Origin of the sequence: Flavobacterium supellecticarium (assembly GCF_004801375.1) — a bacterium.
In the GTDB taxonomy this organism is placed as follows: Bacteria; Bacteroidota; Bacteroidia; order Flavobacteriales; family Flavobacteriaceae; genus Flavobacterium; species Flavobacterium supellecticarium.
In genome coordinates this window covers 12381-32266 of record NZ_SSNZ01000001.1, presented here as the reverse complement: position 1 = coordinate 32266, position 19886 = coordinate 12381, and the positions used below count along the sequence as shown (strand labels likewise).

General features: G+C 40.7%; 17 protein-coding genes. 9 read left to right on the top strand and 8 right to left on the bottom strand.

Translation table 11 applies throughout. The features are described from left to right. Window positions 1-198: 198 nt before the first annotated feature. Window positions 199-3228, bottom strand: a complete 3030-nt coding sequence (locus tag E6C50_RS00150) for a PAS domain-containing hybrid sensor histidine kinase/response regulator (RefSeq protein ID WP_136401186.1) — start codon at window positions 3226-3228, stop codon at window positions 199-201. Window positions 3229-3230: 2 nt separating this feature from the next. Beyond that, window positions 3231-4373: an FIST signal transduction protein gene (locus tag E6C50_RS00145; RefSeq protein WP_136401185.1), complete on the bottom strand. Its 1143-nt coding sequence runs from the start codon at window positions 4371-4373 to the stop codon at window positions 3231-3233. 431 nt (window positions 4374-4804) lie between these two features. Here E6C50_RS00145 and E6C50_RS17560 point away from each other — a divergent pair, with 431 nt between their 5' ends. Together E6C50_RS17560 and mgtA are read left to right on the top strand one after the other, a co-directional pair. Then, window positions 4805-4957, top strand: coding sequence for a hypothetical protein (locus tag E6C50_RS17560; protein ID WP_168732714.1), 153 nt, complete (start codon window positions 4805-4807; stop codon window positions 4955-4957). 27 nt (window positions 4958-4984) lie between these two features. Beyond that, window positions 4985-7663 (top strand): magnesium-translocating P-type ATPase, encoded by a 2679-nt coding sequence (gene mgtA / locus E6C50_RS00140; RefSeq protein WP_136401184.1) that lies wholly within the window; start codon window positions 4985-4987, stop codon window positions 7661-7663. 11 nt (window positions 7664-7674) lie between these two features. Here the strand turns inward: mgtA and E6C50_RS00135 are convergent, their stop codons facing one another. Next, entirely contained in the window at window positions 7675-8595 is a 921-nt protein-coding gene (locus E6C50_RS00135; protein ID WP_136401183.1) for a DUF4421 family protein, read from the bottom strand. A 33-nt stretch (window positions 8596-8628) separates the two neighbouring features. Beyond that, the gene (locus tag E6C50_RS00130) at window positions 8629-8979 is read right to left on the bottom strand and encodes a winged helix-turn-helix transcriptional regulator (protein WP_136401182.1); all 351 of its coding nucleotides are present in this window, start codon (window positions 8977-8979) and stop codon (window positions 8629-8631) included. 138 nt (window positions 8980-9117) lie between these two features. On the opposite strand from E6C50_RS00130, the gene E6C50_RS00125 reads away from it, so the two are divergent. The 4 genes from E6C50_RS00125 to E6C50_RS00110 all read left to right on the top strand — a co-directional run bounded on the left by E6C50_RS00125 (window position 9118) and on the right by E6C50_RS00110 (window position 12505). After that, window positions 9118-9756, top strand: a complete 639-nt coding sequence (locus E6C50_RS00125) for a peroxiredoxin-like family protein (RefSeq protein ID WP_168732713.1) — start codon at window positions 9118-9120, stop codon at window positions 9754-9756. Continuing rightward, entirely contained in the window at window positions 9753-10547 is a 795-nt protein-coding gene (locus tag E6C50_RS00120) for a DNA alkylation repair protein (RefSeq protein ID WP_136401180.1), read from the top strand. The genes E6C50_RS00125 and E6C50_RS00120 overlap by 4 nt, the downstream gene beginning before the upstream one ends. A gap of 46 nt (window positions 10548-10593) precedes the next feature. After that, window positions 10594-11499, top strand: a complete 906-nt coding sequence (locus E6C50_RS00115) for a LysR family transcriptional regulator (RefSeq protein WP_136401179.1) — start codon at window positions 10594-10596, stop codon at window positions 11497-11499. Between the two features lie 61 nt (window positions 11500-11560). Then, on the top strand, window positions 11561-12505 hold the full coding sequence (locus E6C50_RS00110; RefSeq protein WP_136401178.1) for a YeiH family protein: 945 nt from the start codon (window positions 11561-11563) through the stop codon (window positions 12503-12505). A gap of 25 nt (window positions 12506-12530) precedes the next feature. On the opposite strand, the gene E6C50_RS00105 is transcribed toward E6C50_RS00110, so the two are convergent. Continuing rightward, window positions 12531-12875: a tRNA-binding protein gene (locus E6C50_RS00105; protein WP_136401177.1), complete on the bottom strand. Its 345-nt coding sequence runs from the start codon at window positions 12873-12875 to the stop codon at window positions 12531-12533. An 84-nt stretch (window positions 12876-12959) separates the two neighbouring features. On the opposite strand from E6C50_RS00105, the gene E6C50_RS00100 reads away from it, so the two are divergent. The 3 genes from E6C50_RS00100 (at window position 12960) to E6C50_RS00090 (ending at window position 15756) form a co-directional block, all read left to right on the top strand. Beyond that, window positions 12960-13517 carry a thioredoxin family protein gene (locus E6C50_RS00100; RefSeq protein ID WP_136401176.1) on the top strand — a complete coding sequence of 186 codons (558 nt, stop codon included), beginning with the start codon at window positions 12960-12962 and terminating at the stop codon, window positions 13515-13517. 275 nt (window positions 13518-13792) lie between these two features. Further along, window positions 13793-15355: an FMN-binding glutamate synthase family protein gene (locus tag E6C50_RS00095; RefSeq protein WP_136401175.1), complete on the top strand. Its 1563-nt coding sequence runs from the start codon at window positions 13793-13795 to the stop codon at window positions 15353-15355. A gap of 11 nt (window positions 15356-15366) precedes the next feature. Continuing rightward, a complete protein-coding gene (locus E6C50_RS00090) occupies window positions 15367-15756 on the top strand; it encodes a GreA/GreB family elongation factor (protein ID WP_136401174.1) in 390 nt (129 codons plus the stop codon). A 51-nt stretch (window positions 15757-15807) separates the two neighbouring features. Here E6C50_RS00090 and E6C50_RS00085 read toward each other — a convergent pair whose 3' ends face one another. From E6C50_RS00085 to E6C50_RS00075, 3 genes are all read right to left on the bottom strand, one after another. Further along, the gene (locus tag E6C50_RS00085) at window positions 15808-16359 is read right to left on the bottom strand and encodes a hypothetical protein (RefSeq protein ID WP_136401173.1); all 552 of its coding nucleotides are present in this window, start codon (window positions 16357-16359) and stop codon (window positions 15808-15810) included. Window positions 16360-16446: 87 nt separating this feature from the next. Next, window positions 16447-18210: a 30S ribosomal protein S1 gene (rpsA, locus tag E6C50_RS00080; RefSeq protein WP_136401172.1), complete on the bottom strand. Its 1764-nt coding sequence runs from the start codon at window positions 18208-18210 to the stop codon at window positions 16447-16449. A 246-nt stretch (window positions 18211-18456) separates the two neighbouring features. Beyond that, on the bottom strand, window positions 18457-19833 hold the full coding sequence (locus E6C50_RS00075; protein WP_136401171.1) for a nucleoside permease: 1377 nt from the start codon (window positions 19831-19833) through the stop codon (window positions 18457-18459). Window positions 19834-19886: the final 53 nt, after the last annotated feature.

Below are 19886 nucleotides of genomic sequence, written 5' to 3'. Positions count from 1 at the left end.
ATCAGGTGTTTGTGCTTCACAACGGAAAACTTGAAGAACATTCGAATGCGGTGTTTTTACAACCACACCCATCAGTGGAACCTCCGACTGGAATTTTAAAGAACCATAACCAGCTTTTTTTGATACAACGTTCTTAAAGGTTTCGGCGATCACCTCAACGAAACCTTTAAAAACAATATTGTCCCGGAATTGCTTCCCTTAATCGAGTTCGTATTTTTGCAATTGCGCCACTACGGTTTCCAGCTTTTCTTTTACAAAAAGATATAACGCTACCCGCGAAGGATCCTCCTGACTTTCTTTTGTCTTTTGTTCCAACGATTTCAAATCCTCGGCAATGCTATTGATTTTTAAGCTTTCCACACTCGGCCTGATTTTATGAATCAGTTTTCCCAATTCGGAAAAATTCCCATTTTCCATAGCCTTTTCCCCGCAATCGATCAGTTCGGTCACCTGTGTCCTAAAAACATGGACCACCTCCCGAACAAAATCAGAACTGTTACCCGACAATTCCCGTAACATATCCAGATCGTATAACTTCAATTCCGGTACTTCCGGCGCGATCATCCGATTTTGTACGGTATATTTAGCGATGAGCCCTACCAATAACGCTTCGTCAAACGGTTTGGTGACATAATCGTTCATGCCCGCAGCATAACAACGGTCTATTTCGGTTTTAAAAGCATTGGCCGTAAGCGCAATTATTGGCGTATTTAGTTTTAATTCGTTACGGATCGCCAGTGTCGCTTCGATTCCATTCATTTCCGGCATCTGAATATCCATCAGAATAATATCGAATTTTCGCTGTTTTAAAATTTCCAGTGCCTTTAAACCGTTTTCGGCTTCTTCTACCTGACAGTTGTAATATTTGAGTGAATTCTGAGCCACCATACGGTTCAATATATTGTCTTCTACCAATAAAACCGAAACATCCTTAAGACTTCCGGGTTCCATTTTTCGTCCGGCTGTCTGTATTTTTTCCGGATTTCCTTCTTCCAGTTTCAGGTATACGTGAAAGGTTGTTCCGTTTCCTTTTTCACTTTCAATTTCAATCCGCCCTTTCATCAGTTCCACCAATTCTTTGGTGATAAACATACCCAATCCGGTGCCGCCATATTTTTTGGTCGTCATGGCTTTGTCTTCCTGCGAAAACTTTTTAAAGATATTTTTCATATAACCGGCATCCATTCCGATTCCGGTGTCTTGTACCGATATTTTAATTTTTTGCCATCCGGTTTCTTCATTTTCCAAAACACAGTTGATGCTAATGGCTCCGCTAGCGGTAAATTTAATTGCATTTCCCAACAGGTTAAACAAGATCTGTTCCAGTCGGAGTTCGTCCCCTTTTAAAACCTTACTCACTTCCGGTGCTACGTTTTTAGTAACAGTTAATCCTTTTTCCTGTGCTTTCGGACTTAAAACGGTAATTACGTTTCCGATGGTATTTTCCAAAACGAAATCAGTATTCTCTAACGTCATTTCACCGGCTTCGATCTTCGAAATGTCCAGTACGTTATTGATAATGGCCAAAAGGTGTTTGGATGCAATTTCGCTGTTGTTGATATAATCCCGTTGGGTTGATGTGAGCTGTTGTTTTCCTAATTCTCTAAGAAAACCGACAATCGCATTTAAAGGCGTCCGGATTTCGTGGCTCATTTGCGCCAGAAATGCTTCCTTCGATTTGGAAGCCTGCTGTGCTTTTATTTTCTGATCTTTCAGGGCAATCTCCAAGCGTTTTTGTTCCGTAATATCGAGATGGATTCCTATCGAACCGATCCATTGTCCGTTATCGTCATAATTTGGTCCGCCGCTAATCGCCCACCAGCGTTTTTCGCCTTTTTTATTTTTAACCGGTATCTGAAACAAATTCGAAATCCCTTTTTCCCGTAATTTCCGTTTGGTTTTCACCAATTCCAGATGCTCTTCAAACATAAATAAATCCGGGGCATATTTCCCGAGGATTTCGTCCAGTTCATATCCCGAAATCGACAAAAAGCCCTGGTTCGCATACAGGATATTTTCATCGCGATCCACTTCGATAAGTCCCATATTCATATTGGCGATAATATTCCGGTATTTCTCCTCCTGTGCTTTCAGACTGTTTTCGGCTTTTTTACGTTCGGAGATATCCTGAATAAAAGCGCAGAAAAACTTTTTCCCGTTGTGTTCGATTGGCAAAATCGAAAGCTCAATAGGAAATTCATTTCCGGCGCGGTTTAGTCCGCTCAGCTCGATTCGTTTATTTAAAACCGGTCCTTCTCCGGTTTCCAGATAGCGTTTTAATCCTTCGTTGTGTCTGATCACATAGCGTTCCGGTATAATGGTTTCGGCCAGATTCTTACCCCGAACTTCCAACTGTGACCAGCCAAACATTTTTTCGGCCTGGCGGTTCCAAAAGGTGATTTTTCCTTTACTGTCGATCGTAATAATCGCATTCAGCGACGCATTCATGATCAAACGATTGCGTGCTTCACTCTCTTCGATCAGAGAAAGTGCGTTTTCCCGTTCGGTCACATCGGTATATTTCCACAGATGCCCCATTAAGGCTCCGTTTACCAGAATCGGAATATGATCCCGCTCAAAAAAATGCCCGTCGGCGGTTTCCATAATCTCGTTGGTCACCATCATTTTGTTTTTAAAAACCGTTTCGAAACGTTTTTTAAACAGTACGGGATCTTTAAACAAATGACTACGTTCGGCCACAATAGCCTTACAATCCGCTCCAATCAGATCGTCGGGTGTTCTCCCCAACGCAAAAAAGTCGCAAAACAGCTGATTTGCGAATAGTATATTCCGATTTTTATCTTCCACCATAATCCCCGACTGAAGATTCGCTAGAAGCGTTTTAAGCAACTGAATGGTATGGTTCAGGCTTTCTTCGGATGCTTTTCGTTTGTTAATCTGCTCGCTCAGATAACCGGAAATAAACAACAGGTCGTTTTTCTCCTGATCGCTAATTGCGATAGGTGTTTCATTAATTTGCTGTAAACTATCATATAAATTATCGATCGATCGTTTTTTAAGCTCGTATTCCTTTTTCAGGCTGTCGTGTACTTCGTTATATTCCCGTTCACTTTCCTGAAAAGCGTGATGCATGATGTTCTTCTCTTTTTCAGAACTGCGGTACGTCGCATCAATAACCGCCAGAAAATCGTTCAAATCGTTATCGTGCTGAAGTGCTTTAGGCAAATACTTATTGATTTGTCGTTGTAATAGTTTATGATACGTCATAGTTATTCCATTTCATTAAGTCCTGTGATTGTCATCGTCTGGTTATGAAATTCACAATTTGAAAAAGGCTGTAAAGGCGATATCTCTCCGTAGGAATAAAATCCGGTTACTACTGTTTGTGCGCCAAACATCTCGGCTACGGCCTCGACCTCTTCCTCTATTCTGTTTCCTAATATTATTTTCCGTCCCACACAACTGATCAATAATGCTAGCTTAGGACTGGCCTGAGTTATCGTAAGACAGGAACCGGCGGCATCACTGGCAGCATCGATCAGTTTATCAAAATTTGCTTTCATAAATTTCACCTTAGCGCCTTCGGGTAAATCCCCGGCGAACGTCATCGTTTTGGCTACGTTATCAATAGAGAGTATGGTACGCACCACCGTTTCGTCGCTACCTTCCAACGTGAGCGACAACGGAAAAAGCAAAGCTGATCCGGGTAATTCGGCGGCATATTCCCCGAGGTAATTGATATACAAATCCAAGGCATTTTTATGATCAATTTCATAAACGATGTTTTGTTCGGATCGGGTTACAGTGCGTTCCAATCCAAAAGCCTCCCATCCTCCTAACGAACCGTGCGACAAGACGAGTTTTTCGCCATAAAAACCAATTGCAACAATTTTTCCCGATTCGGGATAGCCGTTTAATCCGACATAGGTCTTTTCAAACCGATCGGCATCGCCCGCCAATCCACCTGTGATCAATACATGATCCGGTTTTACGGCATTCATCCCTTTTACCAGCTCACTTCCGTTCACTTTTCCACCGTCGGACAACACCAATACCAATCGCAACCCCGCAATGGGCATACGTTGGATAAGTGCTTTACCGGCTTCATAGGCCGATGTAAAATCATCGATAGCAACCATAGCTGTTGCCATCGTTGTAGACACAAATGTACTGGCACTGATGGTAATGGTACCGTCTCGCACTTCCTTTTCGTAAATCTCACCGGAAGACGAACATAAAACGATATTGGCAGCAGGAAACTGTTGTTTTAAAAAATCGTAGGATTCCGGGGCGCGAACCAATTCAGGTGCGCCAAAGCCCATTACCAGTTGTGCTTCGGAAAAAACGAGTGCCTCATCGTTTCTGATACTGGTAAAAGCTCCGTCCTGATAACATAACAAAGCCGTTTTCATACTACCGGAGCATTATAGGTTATCGGAATCATTTCCGGTTTTGGAATACCGGATACTGCCAGGAATAGCATCGCTAAAAATAATTGTAGTCATAGGAATTTGGGTTTTGGGGATCGTGCTACCTAAATTACTAAAAAAACATCGCTTTACTAACTTTTTAAAGCCTAATTTTTATTACTAATAAAATTTTAAGTCTTATATTACTGAATAATAATTATATTCCTTAATTACATTTAAAGTATAAAACAGGCGCTCTAATATTTTTCTAATACTATTCTAAAGTATCTCTAACAGCCCTGTTCGAATTTGTGCCTTACTTTTGCCTTAACAATAATTATAATCATGGACGATTATCCCGAATTAAGTACTAACATTTCATTATAAAGACAAGCCAATGTTGTTTGTCTTATAGCGACAAAAACATGGATGTCATGAAAATCTTCTTTTCAATCATTAGCTTTTTCAGACCGGTTAAAAAAGAACAGCCGGTTAAAAATTACGATACTTTTCTAGGACTTGACCTGGATTCTTTTTTAGCCGAAACCATAGGCAGGAAATCGTGTTCGAACGAAATCCGCTTGTAACAAAACCAATCTTAAAAAAGTATCCGAATGTTTAGCTCAAAAATAAAAATCGCCCCAAAAGGTTTTCCGGTTTTTGAAACCAACCGGCTTAGCGAAATAGCAAAAGCCGATACCACTACTATTTACGCCTTATTAGAAAGTCGGCCGGAAGGATTGTCCGAAGCACAGGCCGACGAAAAAAGAAAAGTTTACGGATCAAACGAGATTCTACATGAAAAACCCGATCCGTGGTACAGCCAATTATGGAGTGCCTTTATTAATCCGTTTATCATTGTACTATTGGTATTATTGATCATTTCGGTTGTAATGGACATTATTCTGGCCGAACCGGGACAACAGGATTATAAAACCATAGTCGTGGTGAGTGTTATGGTTCTCTTAAGCTCCTTACTCCGTTTTTGGCAGGAATTTAGCAGTAACAAAGCAGCCGAAGAACTTAAAAACATGGTCGAAACAACGGCTACCGTATTGCGTGGCAGTGCCGGAAAACAGGAAGTTAATTTTAAAAATATCGTACCGGGTGATGTGGTGTATCTAAGCGCCGGCGATATGATTCCGGCCGATATCCGCATTCTGCAATCGAAAGACCTTTTTGTGAGTCAGGCGATTTTAACCGGGGAATCGCTTCCACTGGAAAAACAGGAAAACCCAATAGTTGTCAACGACACCAAATCGCCGTTGGAATTTGACAACTGCTGTTTTATGGGAACCAACGTTATTAGTGGTACGGCAACTGCTATTGTTGTTGCCACCGGAAAAGACACCTATCTGGGTAAAATTGGCAAAGCCATTAGCGGCAAACGTCCGGAAACCAGTTTCGACAAAGGCGTGAATAAAGTAAGCTGGCTATTGATTCGCTTTATGCTGGTTATGGTTCCGCTGGTTTTTGTGATCAATGGTGTAACCAAAAACAACTGGCTGGATGCGTTGCTTTTTGCTATCGCCATTGCCGTTGGATTAACCCCGGAAATGCTTCCGATGATCGTGACTGCCAATCTTGCGAAAGGCGCCAAAAACATGAGCAAACGAAAAGTGATCGTCAAACGGCTTAACGCAATCCAAAACATTGGCGCGATGGATATTTTGTGTACCGATAAAACCGGTACGCTTACGATGGATAAAATTATCCTGGAACGCCACCTCAACGTTTTAGGAAACGAAGACGATGAAGTTTTAAAATGGGCCTATTTTAACAGCTTTCACCAAACCGGACTTAAAAACCTGTTGGATGTAGCGGTGCTCGAACACGTTGAACTGCACGATTATTTAAAAGTGGAAGAAAACTACCGTAAAGTAGACGAAATCCCATTCGATTTTCAACGCCGTCGTATGAGTGTCATACTCGAACAAAAAAACGGGAAACAGCTACTCATTTGTAAAGGCGCCGTGGAAGAACTGTTGGGACTTTGTTCTCATGCCTTTTATCCCGGCGAAAATGCACAGATTCATATTGAAAACGATGCCATAGTACCGTTGGACGATAGTATCCGGGCTACGGTTATGCAAACCTCTAAAAAACTCAACGAAGACGGTTTACGCGTTTTATTGGTTGCGATTAAAGAATACGACAGTCGAAGTGCGAATTATAGTATCGCCGACGAAAGCAATATGGTACTCACCGGGTTTATCGGCTTTCTCGACCCGGCCAAACCATCGGCCAAACCAGCCATTGAAAGTTTACAAAAACTCGGTGTTTCGATCAAAGTATTAACCGGCGACAATGATATCGTAACCAAAAAAATATGCCGGGACGTAGGGATTCCGTTTCATCAGGTTTTATTGGGAAATGAAATCGCCCAACTAAACGATGATCAATTAAGCAAACGTCTGAAAACCACCAGTATCTTTGCCAAGTTAAATCCGGTACAGAAATCCCGAATCGTTACCTTATTTCAGGAACAAGGTCATACGGTAGGTTTTATGGGCGACGGAATTAACGATGCACCGGCCTTGCGCAACGCCGATGTAGGTATTTCGGTGGATACCGCTGTTGACATCGCTAAAGAAAGTGCCGACATTATTTTATTGGAAAAAGATCTGATGGTGTTACGAAAAGGTGTGATTTATGGCCGCCGGACTTTCGGAAATATCATCAAATATATCAAGATGACCACCAGTAGTAATTTTGGCAATATGTTCAGTATGCTTGGTGCCAGTATATTTTTGCCGTTTTTACCGATGTTACCGATACAATTACTGATTCAGAATTTGTTATACGACATTTCCCAAATCTCCATTCCCTGGGACCGAATGGACGACGACTTTCTGGAAAAACCGCAAAATTGGGACGCCAACAGTATTAGTCGGTTTATGTTGTATATCGGACCGGTAAGTTCCCTATTCGACTATATGACTTTTGCCGTTTTGTTTTATGTTTTTAAAGCGAATACACCCGAACACCAACAGCTGTTTCAGACCGGGTGGTTTGTTGAAGGCTTGCTCTCACAGGTATTGATTGTTCATATGATCCGTACCCGGAAAATTCCGTTCCTGCAAAGTTGGGCTACCGCTCCCGTAGTTGCGTTAACTTCATTGGTCATGTTAATCGGGTTGCTACTTCCGTTTACGCCGTTTGCGCATTCGGTAAACCTGCAATCGTTACCGTTAGCCTATTTTCCCTGGTTAATCGGTATATTAATCGGGTATTGTTTTCTGGTACAAATCGCCAAGGAACGCTTTATCCGTAAATTTGGTTCCTGGCTTTAGTTTTATATTTACTAAAGTCGGGGCAATTTTTTAAGCAACCGGGAAGAACTGTCAAAACGCTTCACCAGCATTAGTTGTAAAGTGGCAGTGCTTACACCTACCTGGTTGCTTTGTTCATAGGAAACATACAATCGGTTCATCAGGAAAGAAAGATTAACCGACCAGTCATTGATATTATAACCGGAGGCAAAACGGAAAAACAAACTGGGATTCCAATCAATCTTATCTTCGAAGTTTTTAAACCCCATGGTAACGCCCGGCGTTAAAGAGCCTGTTACAAAAAACTGAGGGTTTATCACCCAGGTATAGGCATACCCAAGGCTTGGTCCGATCTGATACAATTCTTTTCGGAAACCAAATACATTATCGGCGCGAACCCGGTTGTAATACGCTCCTCCTCCGAGTAAAAAGCTACCCGCTGATTTTAACTGCACCTGAACCTGATCGAAAGCCGCGCGATAGGAAAAGCGTTCTCCGTTAAACACATACTGTCCAAAAACGCCAATATTGGTCAGTTGTGCATCGGGATACATATTCAACACGTCATTTTCCGTATCCTGATAATACAATCCTTCATAATCCAATCCGAAAAAGTCGAGAACAATTTTTCGTCCGTAATAATGGTATTCCAAATCAAAATACCGGGTTTTTCCTTTTGATTTATCCGCCAGAAAACCAAAGCCGTAACTATAACTCAATCCGGAATTGCCCCAGGTAAAACCTGCTCCTATGGCAAACGGACTATTGGCCGTATATTCCTTATTATCGGCATCCGGGTATTGACTACTTAACGTCACAAACTTTCGGGATAGATATACCCGAGCCGAATATTCCTGAGGAAATTTCCCGATATACGTACTGTCAACCTGTGCGACTACAGTTGGTATTCCGGATAAAAATAGTAAAAGCAAGAGCCATTGGGGAACTGTCATGTAGTTTTATTTTTACAAGATTCTAACGTAAAATCAAATGCTATATTGTGATTCCCGATGCGCAATCAGGGTTTCGCCCCAACTATTTAACGACCATAATACCTGAACCAGATTTTCGCCTAAAGGTGTGAGCGTATACTCCACGCGTGGCGGTACTTCCGGAAATACTTCTTTTTGTATCAATCCGTCGGATTCCATTTCCCGGAGTTGTTGGTTTAAAACCCGACGGTCGACCACGGCAATCCCTCTCAGCAATTCACTCGGTCGGCGAATACCTTCGTTCATCTGCCATAAAATCGGAATTTTCCACTTTCCGCTAATGGTATTCACGGCTTCTTCCAACGGACAAATCTTATTTTCGGTAATGCGTATTTTAGTTTTCATGTTTTTTATCAGAATTTTATTTTACGGAATAGACTGTAATCCAGTAAAAGTGTCCTTTTTCGCCCTATGGGGTAAAAAAATGCGGTATTGTGTGCTTCATTTAAAGCGATGATCTTTACAAAAATAACAGAAAATACGATGCCAACACTACAAGAACAAATCAAAGCCCTGAATGAACAACTCGCTACGCAGGTTCCGTTGGAAACCCTTATGAACTTCCAGCATTCCATAACCGATTTACAGGCGACCTATTCCGAAAAAGATACCGTTAAAATCGGTGCTTCATTTCCGGAATTCGAACTTACCGATCCATCGGGACAAACGATTCGTTTACAGGATGTCCATACGGAAGAAAAACTGATCATTGCCTTTTTCAGAGGATCCTGGTGTCCGTATTGCAATCTCGAATTACAGGCACTGGAAAAGGCATTACCTCTTTTTCATGCCAAAAAATCCCGACTGATTGCGATTAGTCCGCAAAAACCGGTTTATAATGACAACTTACAACAAACCCATCGGCTATCCTTTCCCCTGTTAACCGATTCCGAAAACAAACTTGCACAACAGTTGGGCATTACCTTTCGGCTACAGGATTTTGTACGTCCCCATTACCAACAACTAGGTATCCAACTGGAGGATTTTAATGCCGACAGCAGTGGTATTTTACCAATTCCTGCTATATTTGTTATCGATCGCAACGCTCTGATCCGTTATATTTACCTTGATCCCGACTATCGAAACCGTATTGAAATCGCAACACTAACAGCCCAATTATGACCGTACGAAAAGGCGCCCGAACCATCGCTCAAATCCCTCCGGAAATACGGGAACAACTTAACAATGGCAGTATCGAATCGGCCAATCTGAATGAATGGCTGGCTATCAATCCAAAACAACTGTTGGAGGGGGTACTCACGCAATTGAACCGCAAAAACTACCTCAACGACATTCTGACCGATGTTGCCAATTTGAAGAAACAAACCGTCACTGTTGTCAACGAAATGATTGGTGTGCGTCTTTTAACCCTAAGTTACATTTACAACGATACGACGCTGTTTGAAAAACTCGCAACACATCCGTCGGATACCGTACGTTGTTGGGCAACTTATTTTATTGGAAAAAGTGACCATTCACTGGAGGAAAAACTGGAACGGATGCGTCCATTTGCTGCGGATACCCATTTCGGCGTACGGGAAATCAGCTGGATTGCACTTCGTGCCGACATTACCGAAAATCTGGAACAGGCGATACGTTTACTCACACCGTGGACCGTTTCCGAAAACGAATATATCCGAAGGTTTGCCTGTGAATCCATTCGGCCAAGAGGTGTTTGGTGTAAACATATTGAGACCTTAAAAGAGCAACCCGAATTGGCAACCGCTATTCTGGAACCCTTAAAATCAGACACTTCCAAATATGTCCGCGACAGTGTAGCCAACTGGCTTAATGATGCCTCCAAAACCCGACCGGATTTTGTAGTCAATTTGTGCAAAAATTGGGAAAAAGAAAGTCAAAGTAAAGAAACCGCCTATATTATTAAAAGAGCCTTACGGAGTATAAACGGTTAAACCATTATTAAATCGTATCTTTGAGGCTAATGCAATTGCTCCGGATATGTCTGATATACGCCTAAAAGTATTTTATACTGTTGCCAGTCACTTAAGCTTTACTAAAGCCGCGGACGTCTTATGCATCACCCAACCGGCCGTTACCAAAAATATCAAAGAACTGGAAACCGAACTGGATATCCGTTTATTTGAACGCCGGGGAAATAAAATAACCCTTACAGAAGCCGGTGAAATCCTATACCGACATGCGGAATCGATTTTTGAAATCTACCGGAAAATCCAATACGATCTGGGATTACTCAAAGAAAAACAAGCCGGCGAATTATTATTGGGCGCGAGTACGACACTGAGTCATTATATCCTTCCTCCGATACTGGCAAATTTTTACAAACATTTCCCGGACATCCGAATTTCATTACTCGATGCCAATACCGAAAAAATAGAAGAAGCCGTATTACAGAAAAAAGTAGTCCTGGGAATTGTTGAGGGTAAATCCAAAAACAAGGATTTAAAATACGTTCCATTTCTAAAAGACGAAATTGTAGCCGTGGTACATACTTCTCAGGAACTGGCAAACAAAGATCGGATCAGTAAAGCCGAATTTCTTGGTATTCCGTTGGTACTTCGGGAAAATGGTTCCGGGAGTTTAGAAATCATCGCACACGAACTCCACAAACACGATATTTCGTTAAATGAATTAAACCTGATTATGCAACTTGGCAGTACGGAAAGTATTAAATCGTTTCTGGCAAATTCCAATTGCATGGCTTTACTTTCCATTTCGGCGGTCAGTAAAGAAATTGTAGAAGGGCAATTTAAAATAATTGATATCGATGACATCGACATTAAACGTGTCTTTTACTTTACGCATTTACAAGGACAATTGGAAAAAATACCGGAAATGTTTTTACGATTTGCACAAAACAGTATAACCAAAAGTTATAACATATAACTATTTATCATTGGTGTTATCTTGTTTATTGACGGAACTTTGTCAGACAAAACAAAACACCATGACCTTTACTTCGCTTACCCTTAACCACAAAAAAGGACTGTACCTGTTTGGTATCATCTTATGTCTTTTTCCTTTTATCAGTGCGCCATTAGCACTTTTATCTGGTTTTATCTTAACCCAGTTTATTGGTCATCCGTTTGAAAAAACCAGTCATAAACTCACCAAAATCCTATTGCAGTTTTCCATAGTCGGATTGGGATTTGGGATGAATCTGACCGATGCACTACAAACCGGTAAAGAAGGTTTTCTTTTTACAATCGGATCCATTACGACAACGCTTATCTTAGGTGTTATTCTTGGTAAATTTTTACGGATTCCGCGAAAAACCGGTTTTCTGATTTCGGCCGGAACGGCAATTTGTGGTGGAAGTGCGATTGCCGCATTAACACCAATTATAAAAGCGCGCGAATCTGAAATATCGGTTTCACTGGCAACCATTTTTATTCTGAATTCGATTGCGTTGTTCCTATTTCCGTTTTTAGGACATTTATTTGGAATGAGTGAATCGCAATTTGGAATGTGGTGTGCCATTGCCATACACGATACTAGTTCGGTTGTAGGTGCGGCACAACGGTTTGGCGATACGGCACTTCAGGTTGCCACCACCGTAAAACTACAACGCGCGCTTTGGATTATTCCATTGTCACTGGCTACTTCCTTTATCTTTAAAAACAAAGAAAGTCGAATTTCCATTCCCTATTTTATCTTCCTTTTTGTACTGACCATGCTTTGGAACAGCTACTTTCCGGATTTCCGGGTTTTAAACGACACCATTGTACTGATAGCCAAAAAAGGTTTAGTGGTCACTTTATTTCTTATCGGAGCCGGATTAAACCGCGAATCGCTTAAAAAAACCGGAATACGCCCCTTATTACAGGGAATACTGTTGTGGTTCTTTATTTCCGTAGTTTCTTTTGTCGTGATTTGGACCACGATTGCCTAAAGAGTGTTTTGATAACTATAGGTTATTAAGCAATTCGCAATCCGTTTTCTACTTTAAAATCAGTAGACAATAATATGACGTCACCATCTCCGGCAACAGCCCCCATAACCAAACATTCGCTCATAAACTTTCCGATTTGTTTTTTAGGGAAATTCACCACCGCAATTATTTGTCGGCCGGTTAAGGCTTCTTTGGTATAGTGTTTGGTGATTTGTGCCGATGATTTTCGGATTCCGATTACCGCTCCAAAATCGATCGTTAGCTGAAAAGCCGGTTTACGGGCTTCGGGGAAATCGTTAACTTCCAAAATGGTTCCGACTCTCATTTCTACTTTTTCAAAATCGGCCCACGTAATCGTCTCTTGGTTCATTTTCTTTTTAAATTCGTTTTTCCCAAAATTAGCAAATCATTCGGTAAATTCTTATCTTTAGACACTTTTAACAATCCGATACAAATGGCCCGTACTCCGTCAAATATGTTACCGTTAGGCACTATTGCTCCTGAATTTTACCTAAAAGACACCAATTCGTCAGATACGTTTTATTCGTTTTCCGATTTAAAAGGCGAAAAAGGAACGGTAGTACTGTTTATCTGCAACCATTGCCCGTTTGTACACCATGTTATCGAAGAAGTAGTTCGTATTGCCAACGATTACCGCGTGCAAGGCATTGGCTTTATCGCGATTTCGAGTAACGATGTCGTTAATTATCCACAGGACGCCCCGGAATTAATGACCGAATTTGCCTTTGAAAACAAGTTTGAATTTCCGTACCTGTACGATGAAACCCAACAGGTTGCCCGCGACTATGACGCCGCCTGTACTCCGGATTTCTATTTATTCGACAACCTGAACAAACTCGTTTACCGTGGTCAACTGGACGACAGCCGTCCCGGAAACGGAATTCCTTTAAGCGGAAGCGACTTACGTGGCGCCATAGACGGTGTGATTTACAACCGGGTGATCAACCCAAATCAAAAACCCAGTCTGGGCTGCAATATTAAGTGGAAATAATGCAGATATAAAAAAAATACCTACCTTTGCCCTGTGTAAACAAAAAGAACACCATGTTAAGTAGTCCCCTATTTATCGTTATCAGGCCATTGCTTTCTGTAAGGAAACGCAGTGTGGCTGTTCTATTTTCGCACAACAAAGCCTTCATCAATTAGGCCCCGTATATAGTTCGTTTTTCTTTTTGCATATATACGCGGGTACATCCTTTACACTTTATACAGTAAATTAATTTTTTTCGGCCGATAAACGCTGCCGGACACTTTTGTATATTTATCATGACATCAAAAAAGTTTTTTGCATCCCTTGTTGCACGTCAAATTATTTGGTTTGTAGCGATTACCGCTTTAATCGCAGGTTTGTATTTTGTAAAATTCCACGGTTTGGCCTGGGAAGTCCTCTTACTTCCGATAGCCCTGATGGTTATTATTGCTGTCGACACCTTTCAGCCACGCCACTCCATTCGTCGTAACTACCCGTTAATTGGTAGGATGCGTTATCTGTTCGAATCGGTTCGCCCCGAATTCCGCCAGTATTTCTTTGAAGGCGAACTGGACGGGAAACCTTTTAACCGACGTCAACGCTCTATCGTTTACCAACGTGCCAAAAACGAAAAACAAACGGTATCCTTTGGAATGCAGGACGACCCGAATCGTATCGGCTATGAGTGGGCGGCACATTCGGTATACCCTAAAAAGGCAGACGAATCAACTTTCCGTATTACGATTGGGAATACCCAATGTTTGCAACCCTATAGTGCCAGCATTTTAAACATTAGTGCAATGAGCTACGGAGCGTTGAGTAAAACAGCCGTTACTTCTTTAAACAAAGGTGCCAAAATGGGTGGATTTGCGCATAACACCGGCGAAGGTGGTATTAGTGACTACCATCGTCAGGGAGGTGATTTAATCTGGCAAATCGGAACCGGATATTTTGGTTGTCGTAATCAGGATGGTACGTTTTCGAATGAATTATTTGCCGAAAGAGCCGCTTATCCGGAAGTAAAAATGATTGAGTTAAAGCTGTCGCAAGGTGCCAAACCGGGTCATGGCGGATTATTACCGGCAGAAAAAAACACGCCGGAAATTGCCAAGATTCGTAATATTGAACCGTATACCACGGTACATTCACCATCGGCACATACGGCGTTTAGCAATGCTATCGAACTTTTGTATTTTATCAATCAGTTACGACAGTTATCGAATGGAAAACCGGTTGGTTTTAAAATCTGTATCGGTCGTCAGGACGAATTTGTAACCATTGTAGAAGCCATGATGGAAACCCGAATTTTTCCGGACTTCATCACTGTTGACGGTGCCGAAGGCGGAACCGGAGCCGCTCCAATGGAATTTATCGACTATATGGGAATGGCCTTATCGGATGCACTGGTATTTGTGAGCGCTACCCTACGCCAATACGGAATTCGCGAGCAAATCAAAATTCTTGCGGCCGGAAAAGTAATTTCTGCTTTCGATATGGCAAAAGCACTGGCTTTAGGTGCCGATGCATGTTACAGTGCGCGTGGAATGATGTTTTCGCTGGGATGCATCCAGGCGTTACAATGTGACAGCGGAAAATGTCCGGTAGGAATTGCGACTCAGGATAAAGCGCTATACAAAGGAATTGATATTACCGATAAGAGTGTGCGTGTGGCGAATTTCCATAAAAATACGATGAAAGCTTTAGCTGAATTTATCGGAGCCTGTGGTTTTGAAAACCCGAAAGAGATTACACCAGGTGTCTTTTACCGCAGAACATCAGGTAATTCCAACCAGAGTTTTGCCGAGTTATATTTTAAAGAAAAAGAAACGAATAGTAAAAAGGAAATGTCTAATTTTTAAAGATAATAGTTATGAAACCAATACCTGTATTAACACTGACCGATTATCAGTTGCTTCGTGAATTGACAAAAAGCAGTCAGAACAGTACCAGTAAAAAAGAAATAATGCAATTGTCGCAGGAGTTGGACCGAGCCATTGTAAACAAAAACGATGTCCTGGAAGACAATATAGTACGTATCAATTCTTTTGTGGAAATTGAAGATACAAAAGCCAAACAACGTATGAAAATTCAGATTGTACTGCCACAACTTTCCAATATCAAAGAAGGAAAAGTATCGGTAATTGCACCGCTTAGCATCGCGCTGATTGGTTTTAAAGAAAATGACGAAGTCGATTGGGAAATGCCGGCCGGAGTAAAATCACTGCGCATTATTTCGGTTTCCAACCCGATTGAAGAATAATCCATAAAAAAACACCTTCCTATACTGATGGTGTTTTTTTATGCCTACTGCTTAACGCTCCAGAATAATCTCCACCGGTCGGTTGGTTCTTGGTCCAAACTGCATCGCTTGTCGTTCGTTTTGTGCCGAACACAACACATACATATTATAGCTGTTCAACGGAACGATTTGTGTTTTAAACAAACCACCGTTCGCCTTTCCGTCGACATCTTCTACTTTTATCGAAAAATTTTCGGCCGGAAATGTATTTGCTACCGAAAGCAGATAATTTTCTTTTGCAAAGGGGAAAAACCAACGGCTCTTCGCATTTTTATCGGTTTCTTCGGTAATTCTTTTACCGGAATCATCAATTTTATAATTGAGTGAAAAAACCAACGATTTGTTAGCATTGGTCCAACTATAGGCATTATTCAAGTTGATCACGTCATTTCCCGCACTATCCACAATCGTGATTTTTAAACCCTTAATGGTTTCTTTTTTACCATTTTCATGGACGTCCAACACCAGATAGGACGTAAAATCGTACCCGCAATGTTGCGCGGCAACCTGCGCTTTGGCAGTAAAAAAACTAAAAAACAACGGTAATATATATAGGTAACGCATAATCATTAAATAAGGATTGTAAAAATACAAAAAAACAAAAAAGTCCCGATTATCCGGGACTTTTAAAAGTATTATTTAGATAAGGGATTACTCTCCTTTTTCCATTTTAGCTTTTAATTCAGCTAATGCATCGATATCTCCTAATGTTGTTTTTTCAGCATTATTAGTTGATGTCATAGTCGCTTCAGCAGTTTTCACATTTTTCTCTTCTTCTTCACGGAAGATAGCTGTGTGAGAGGCTACTACTCTTTTGAATTCTTTGTTGAATTCAATTACTTTGAAATCAGCTACATCACCTTTTTTCAATTTCTTTCCGTCTTCTTTTTCTAAGTGACGTGTAGGAATGAAAGCAACGATATCATCACCGAATTCTACAGTAGCTCCTTTGTCAACGATTTCAGAGATTGTTCCGTTGTGGATTGTTCCAACAGCGAAAGCATCCTCATACTGATCCCAAGGATTAGCAGTTGTTTGTTTGTGACCTAACGATAATTTACGTCCTTCAACATCCAATTCTAATACAACTACATCTAATTTATCACCTACGTTAACAAATTCAGATGGGTGTTTAATTTTCTTAGTCCAGGAAAGGTCAGAGATATATACTAATCCGTCGATTCCTTCTTCTAACTCTACGAAAATACCGAAGTTAGTGAAATTTCTAACGATTCCTGTGTGTTTCGAACCTACAGGGTATTTAGAAGTAATATCCGTCCAAGGATCTTGCGATAATTGTTTGATACCTAAAGACATTTTTCTGTCTTCTCTGTCTAATGTAAGGATTACAGCTTCTACCTCATCTCCAACTTTTACGAAGTCCTGAGCAGAACGTAAGTGTGTAGACCAAGACATTTCAGAAACGTGGATTAAACCTTCAACACCTTCTGCAACTTCGATAAATGCACCGTAATCAGCGATTACAACTACTTTACCTTTTACTTTATCTCCAACTTGTAAGTTTGGATTTAAAGCGTCCCATGGGTGTGCGTTTAATTGTTTTAAACCTAATTGAATTCTTGTTTTCTCATCATCAAAATCAAGGATTACAACGTTTAATTTCTGGTCTAATTCCAATACTTCACTTGGGTGGTTGATACGGCTCCAAGATAAGTCAGTGATGTGGATTAATCCGTCTACACCTCCTAAGTCAATGAATACACCGTAAGAAGTGATGTTTTTCACAACTCCTTCTAACACCTGTCCTTTTTCTAACTGACCGATAATTTCTTTTTTCTGTACTTCGATATCTGCTTCGATAAGCGCTTTGTGTGATACAACAACGTTTTTGAATTCGTGGTTAATTTTAACAACTTTGAATTCCATTGTTTTGTTCACATACTGATCGTAGTCACGGATTGGTTTCACGTCGATTTGAGAACCTGGTAAGAATGCCTCGATTCCGAATACGTCAACAATCATACCACCTTTAGTTCTACATTTAACGAAACCGTTAACAATTTCACCTGATTCGTTAGCAGCGATAACTCTGTCCCAAGCTTTGATTGTACGTGCTTTTTTGTGAGATAATACTAACTGACCTGATTTGTCTTCACGAACGTCAATCAATACTTCTACTTTGTCACCTACTTTTAAGTTCGGGTTGTAACGGAATTCATTTAATGAAATTACACCCTCAGATTTAGCGTTGATATCAACGATAGCATCCCTTTCAGTAATTCTTACTACTACTCCTTCTACTACTTCCTCAGCGTCAGTAGAGATAAAAGTTTTTGCTACTAAATCTTCAAATTCTTGTAAGTTTTTTTCGTCAACAGCATCGATACCTTCTTCGAAGTTATGCCAGTTAAAATTCGCTAAAAACTCGTCTTGTGTTTTTGTTTGTTCAGACATGTCTGATAAAAAATTTGTATTCTGTGTTTTCCTGAGTTTCTTAATGCGATCGAAAACAACAGAAGTGTTTTACATAAATTGTTGACACCTAAAGGAAACCCGTCTTCGCCAAAAGGTGTGCAAAGGTAATACTATTTTTTTGATTTACAAAACTTTATTCCATTCCTAAACAACAGCTTACAGTCCTATTTAAAATCTTTTTTTAGGAAACGGATACAAAAAAACCGGCTTTTAACCGGTTCTTTATTAATGTACTATAGTTTCCACGTCTTTCGGATCGTGTTTGTGTTTAAACATCAAGGCGAAAGCAATAGCGATAATCAGTGCGTAAGCTGCAAATGTCAGCCAGATATGATGCCAATCTTTCATAAAGATCGGATTACTGAAAAGTCCGTCAGCCGAAATTTCCACGCCGTGTCCTTTTACAAATTCATTCATTAATCCGTTGGTTGGTTCCGTTTGCAAATAGGTTGCCAGTTCTGTGGTGTTGGAAAACGATTTGGTAAAATATTTATCAATCGCCCATCCGGACGTAAAACTTCCCAATACCGCTCCGAATCCATTGGTCATCATCATAAACAATCCCTGAGCCGACGAACGGTTTTTAGCACTGGTGTTGGTTTCCACAAATAGCGATCCCGAAATATTAAAGAAGTCAAATGCCATACCGTAAACGATACACGACATTACAATCATCCACAAACCGGTTACCGGATCACCAAAGGCAAATAATCCAAAACGCAATACCCAGGCCAACATACTGATCAACATTACCTGTTTGATGCCAAATCGTTTTAAGAAAAACGGAATCGCCAAAATAAATAAGGTTTCCGATATCTGCGAAATCGACATGATAATAGTAGAATATTCCACTACAAATGAATTGGCATATTTTGGAAAATGTTTGAATTCATCTAAAAATACATCCCCATAGGCATTGGTCAGCTGTAAAGCCCCACCCAAAAACATGGAGAAGATAAAAAACAAGGCCATTTTATAGTTCGCAAACAATTTAAAGGCTTCCAATCCTAAGGTTTCCGATAAAGAAGCATTCTCACTGATCAATCGTTGTGGCTTACACTTTGGTAATGTAAAAGCGTACAATCCCAGGATCAATGCCGCAATTCCGGCAATATAAAACTGGTATTCGGTTGCTTTATTTCCGGTAAGATTGGTAATCCACATCGCTACAATAAATCCAATCGTTCCGAAAACACGGATAGGCGGAAAATCTTTTACCACATCACTACTGTTTTGCTTTAAAGCCGTATAAGAAATGGAATTGGATAACGAAATGGTTGGCATGTAAAAGCACATCGCCAAAAGCATCACATAAATAAAAGTTGTTGGTGTGGCTACCTGCGGTAACGAAAACAATACTCCGGCGTATAATATGTGTAATATCCCGTATAATCTTTCAGCATTCACCCATCTGTCGGCGATGATACCTGTAAGCGTAGGCATAAATAAAGAAGCAATTCCCATGGTTCCAAAAACCAGTCCAAATTGGGTTCCTTCCCAGTTTTTAGTTCCAAACCAATAATTTGCTATGGTGATAAGCCACGCCCCCCAAACAAAGAATTGGAAGAAGTTCATCAGTATAAGACGATTTTTTATAGTCATTATGTGGTGTAATTTTGTGTATTAGATTCGTTTTAATTTTTAAAAAAGCTGGT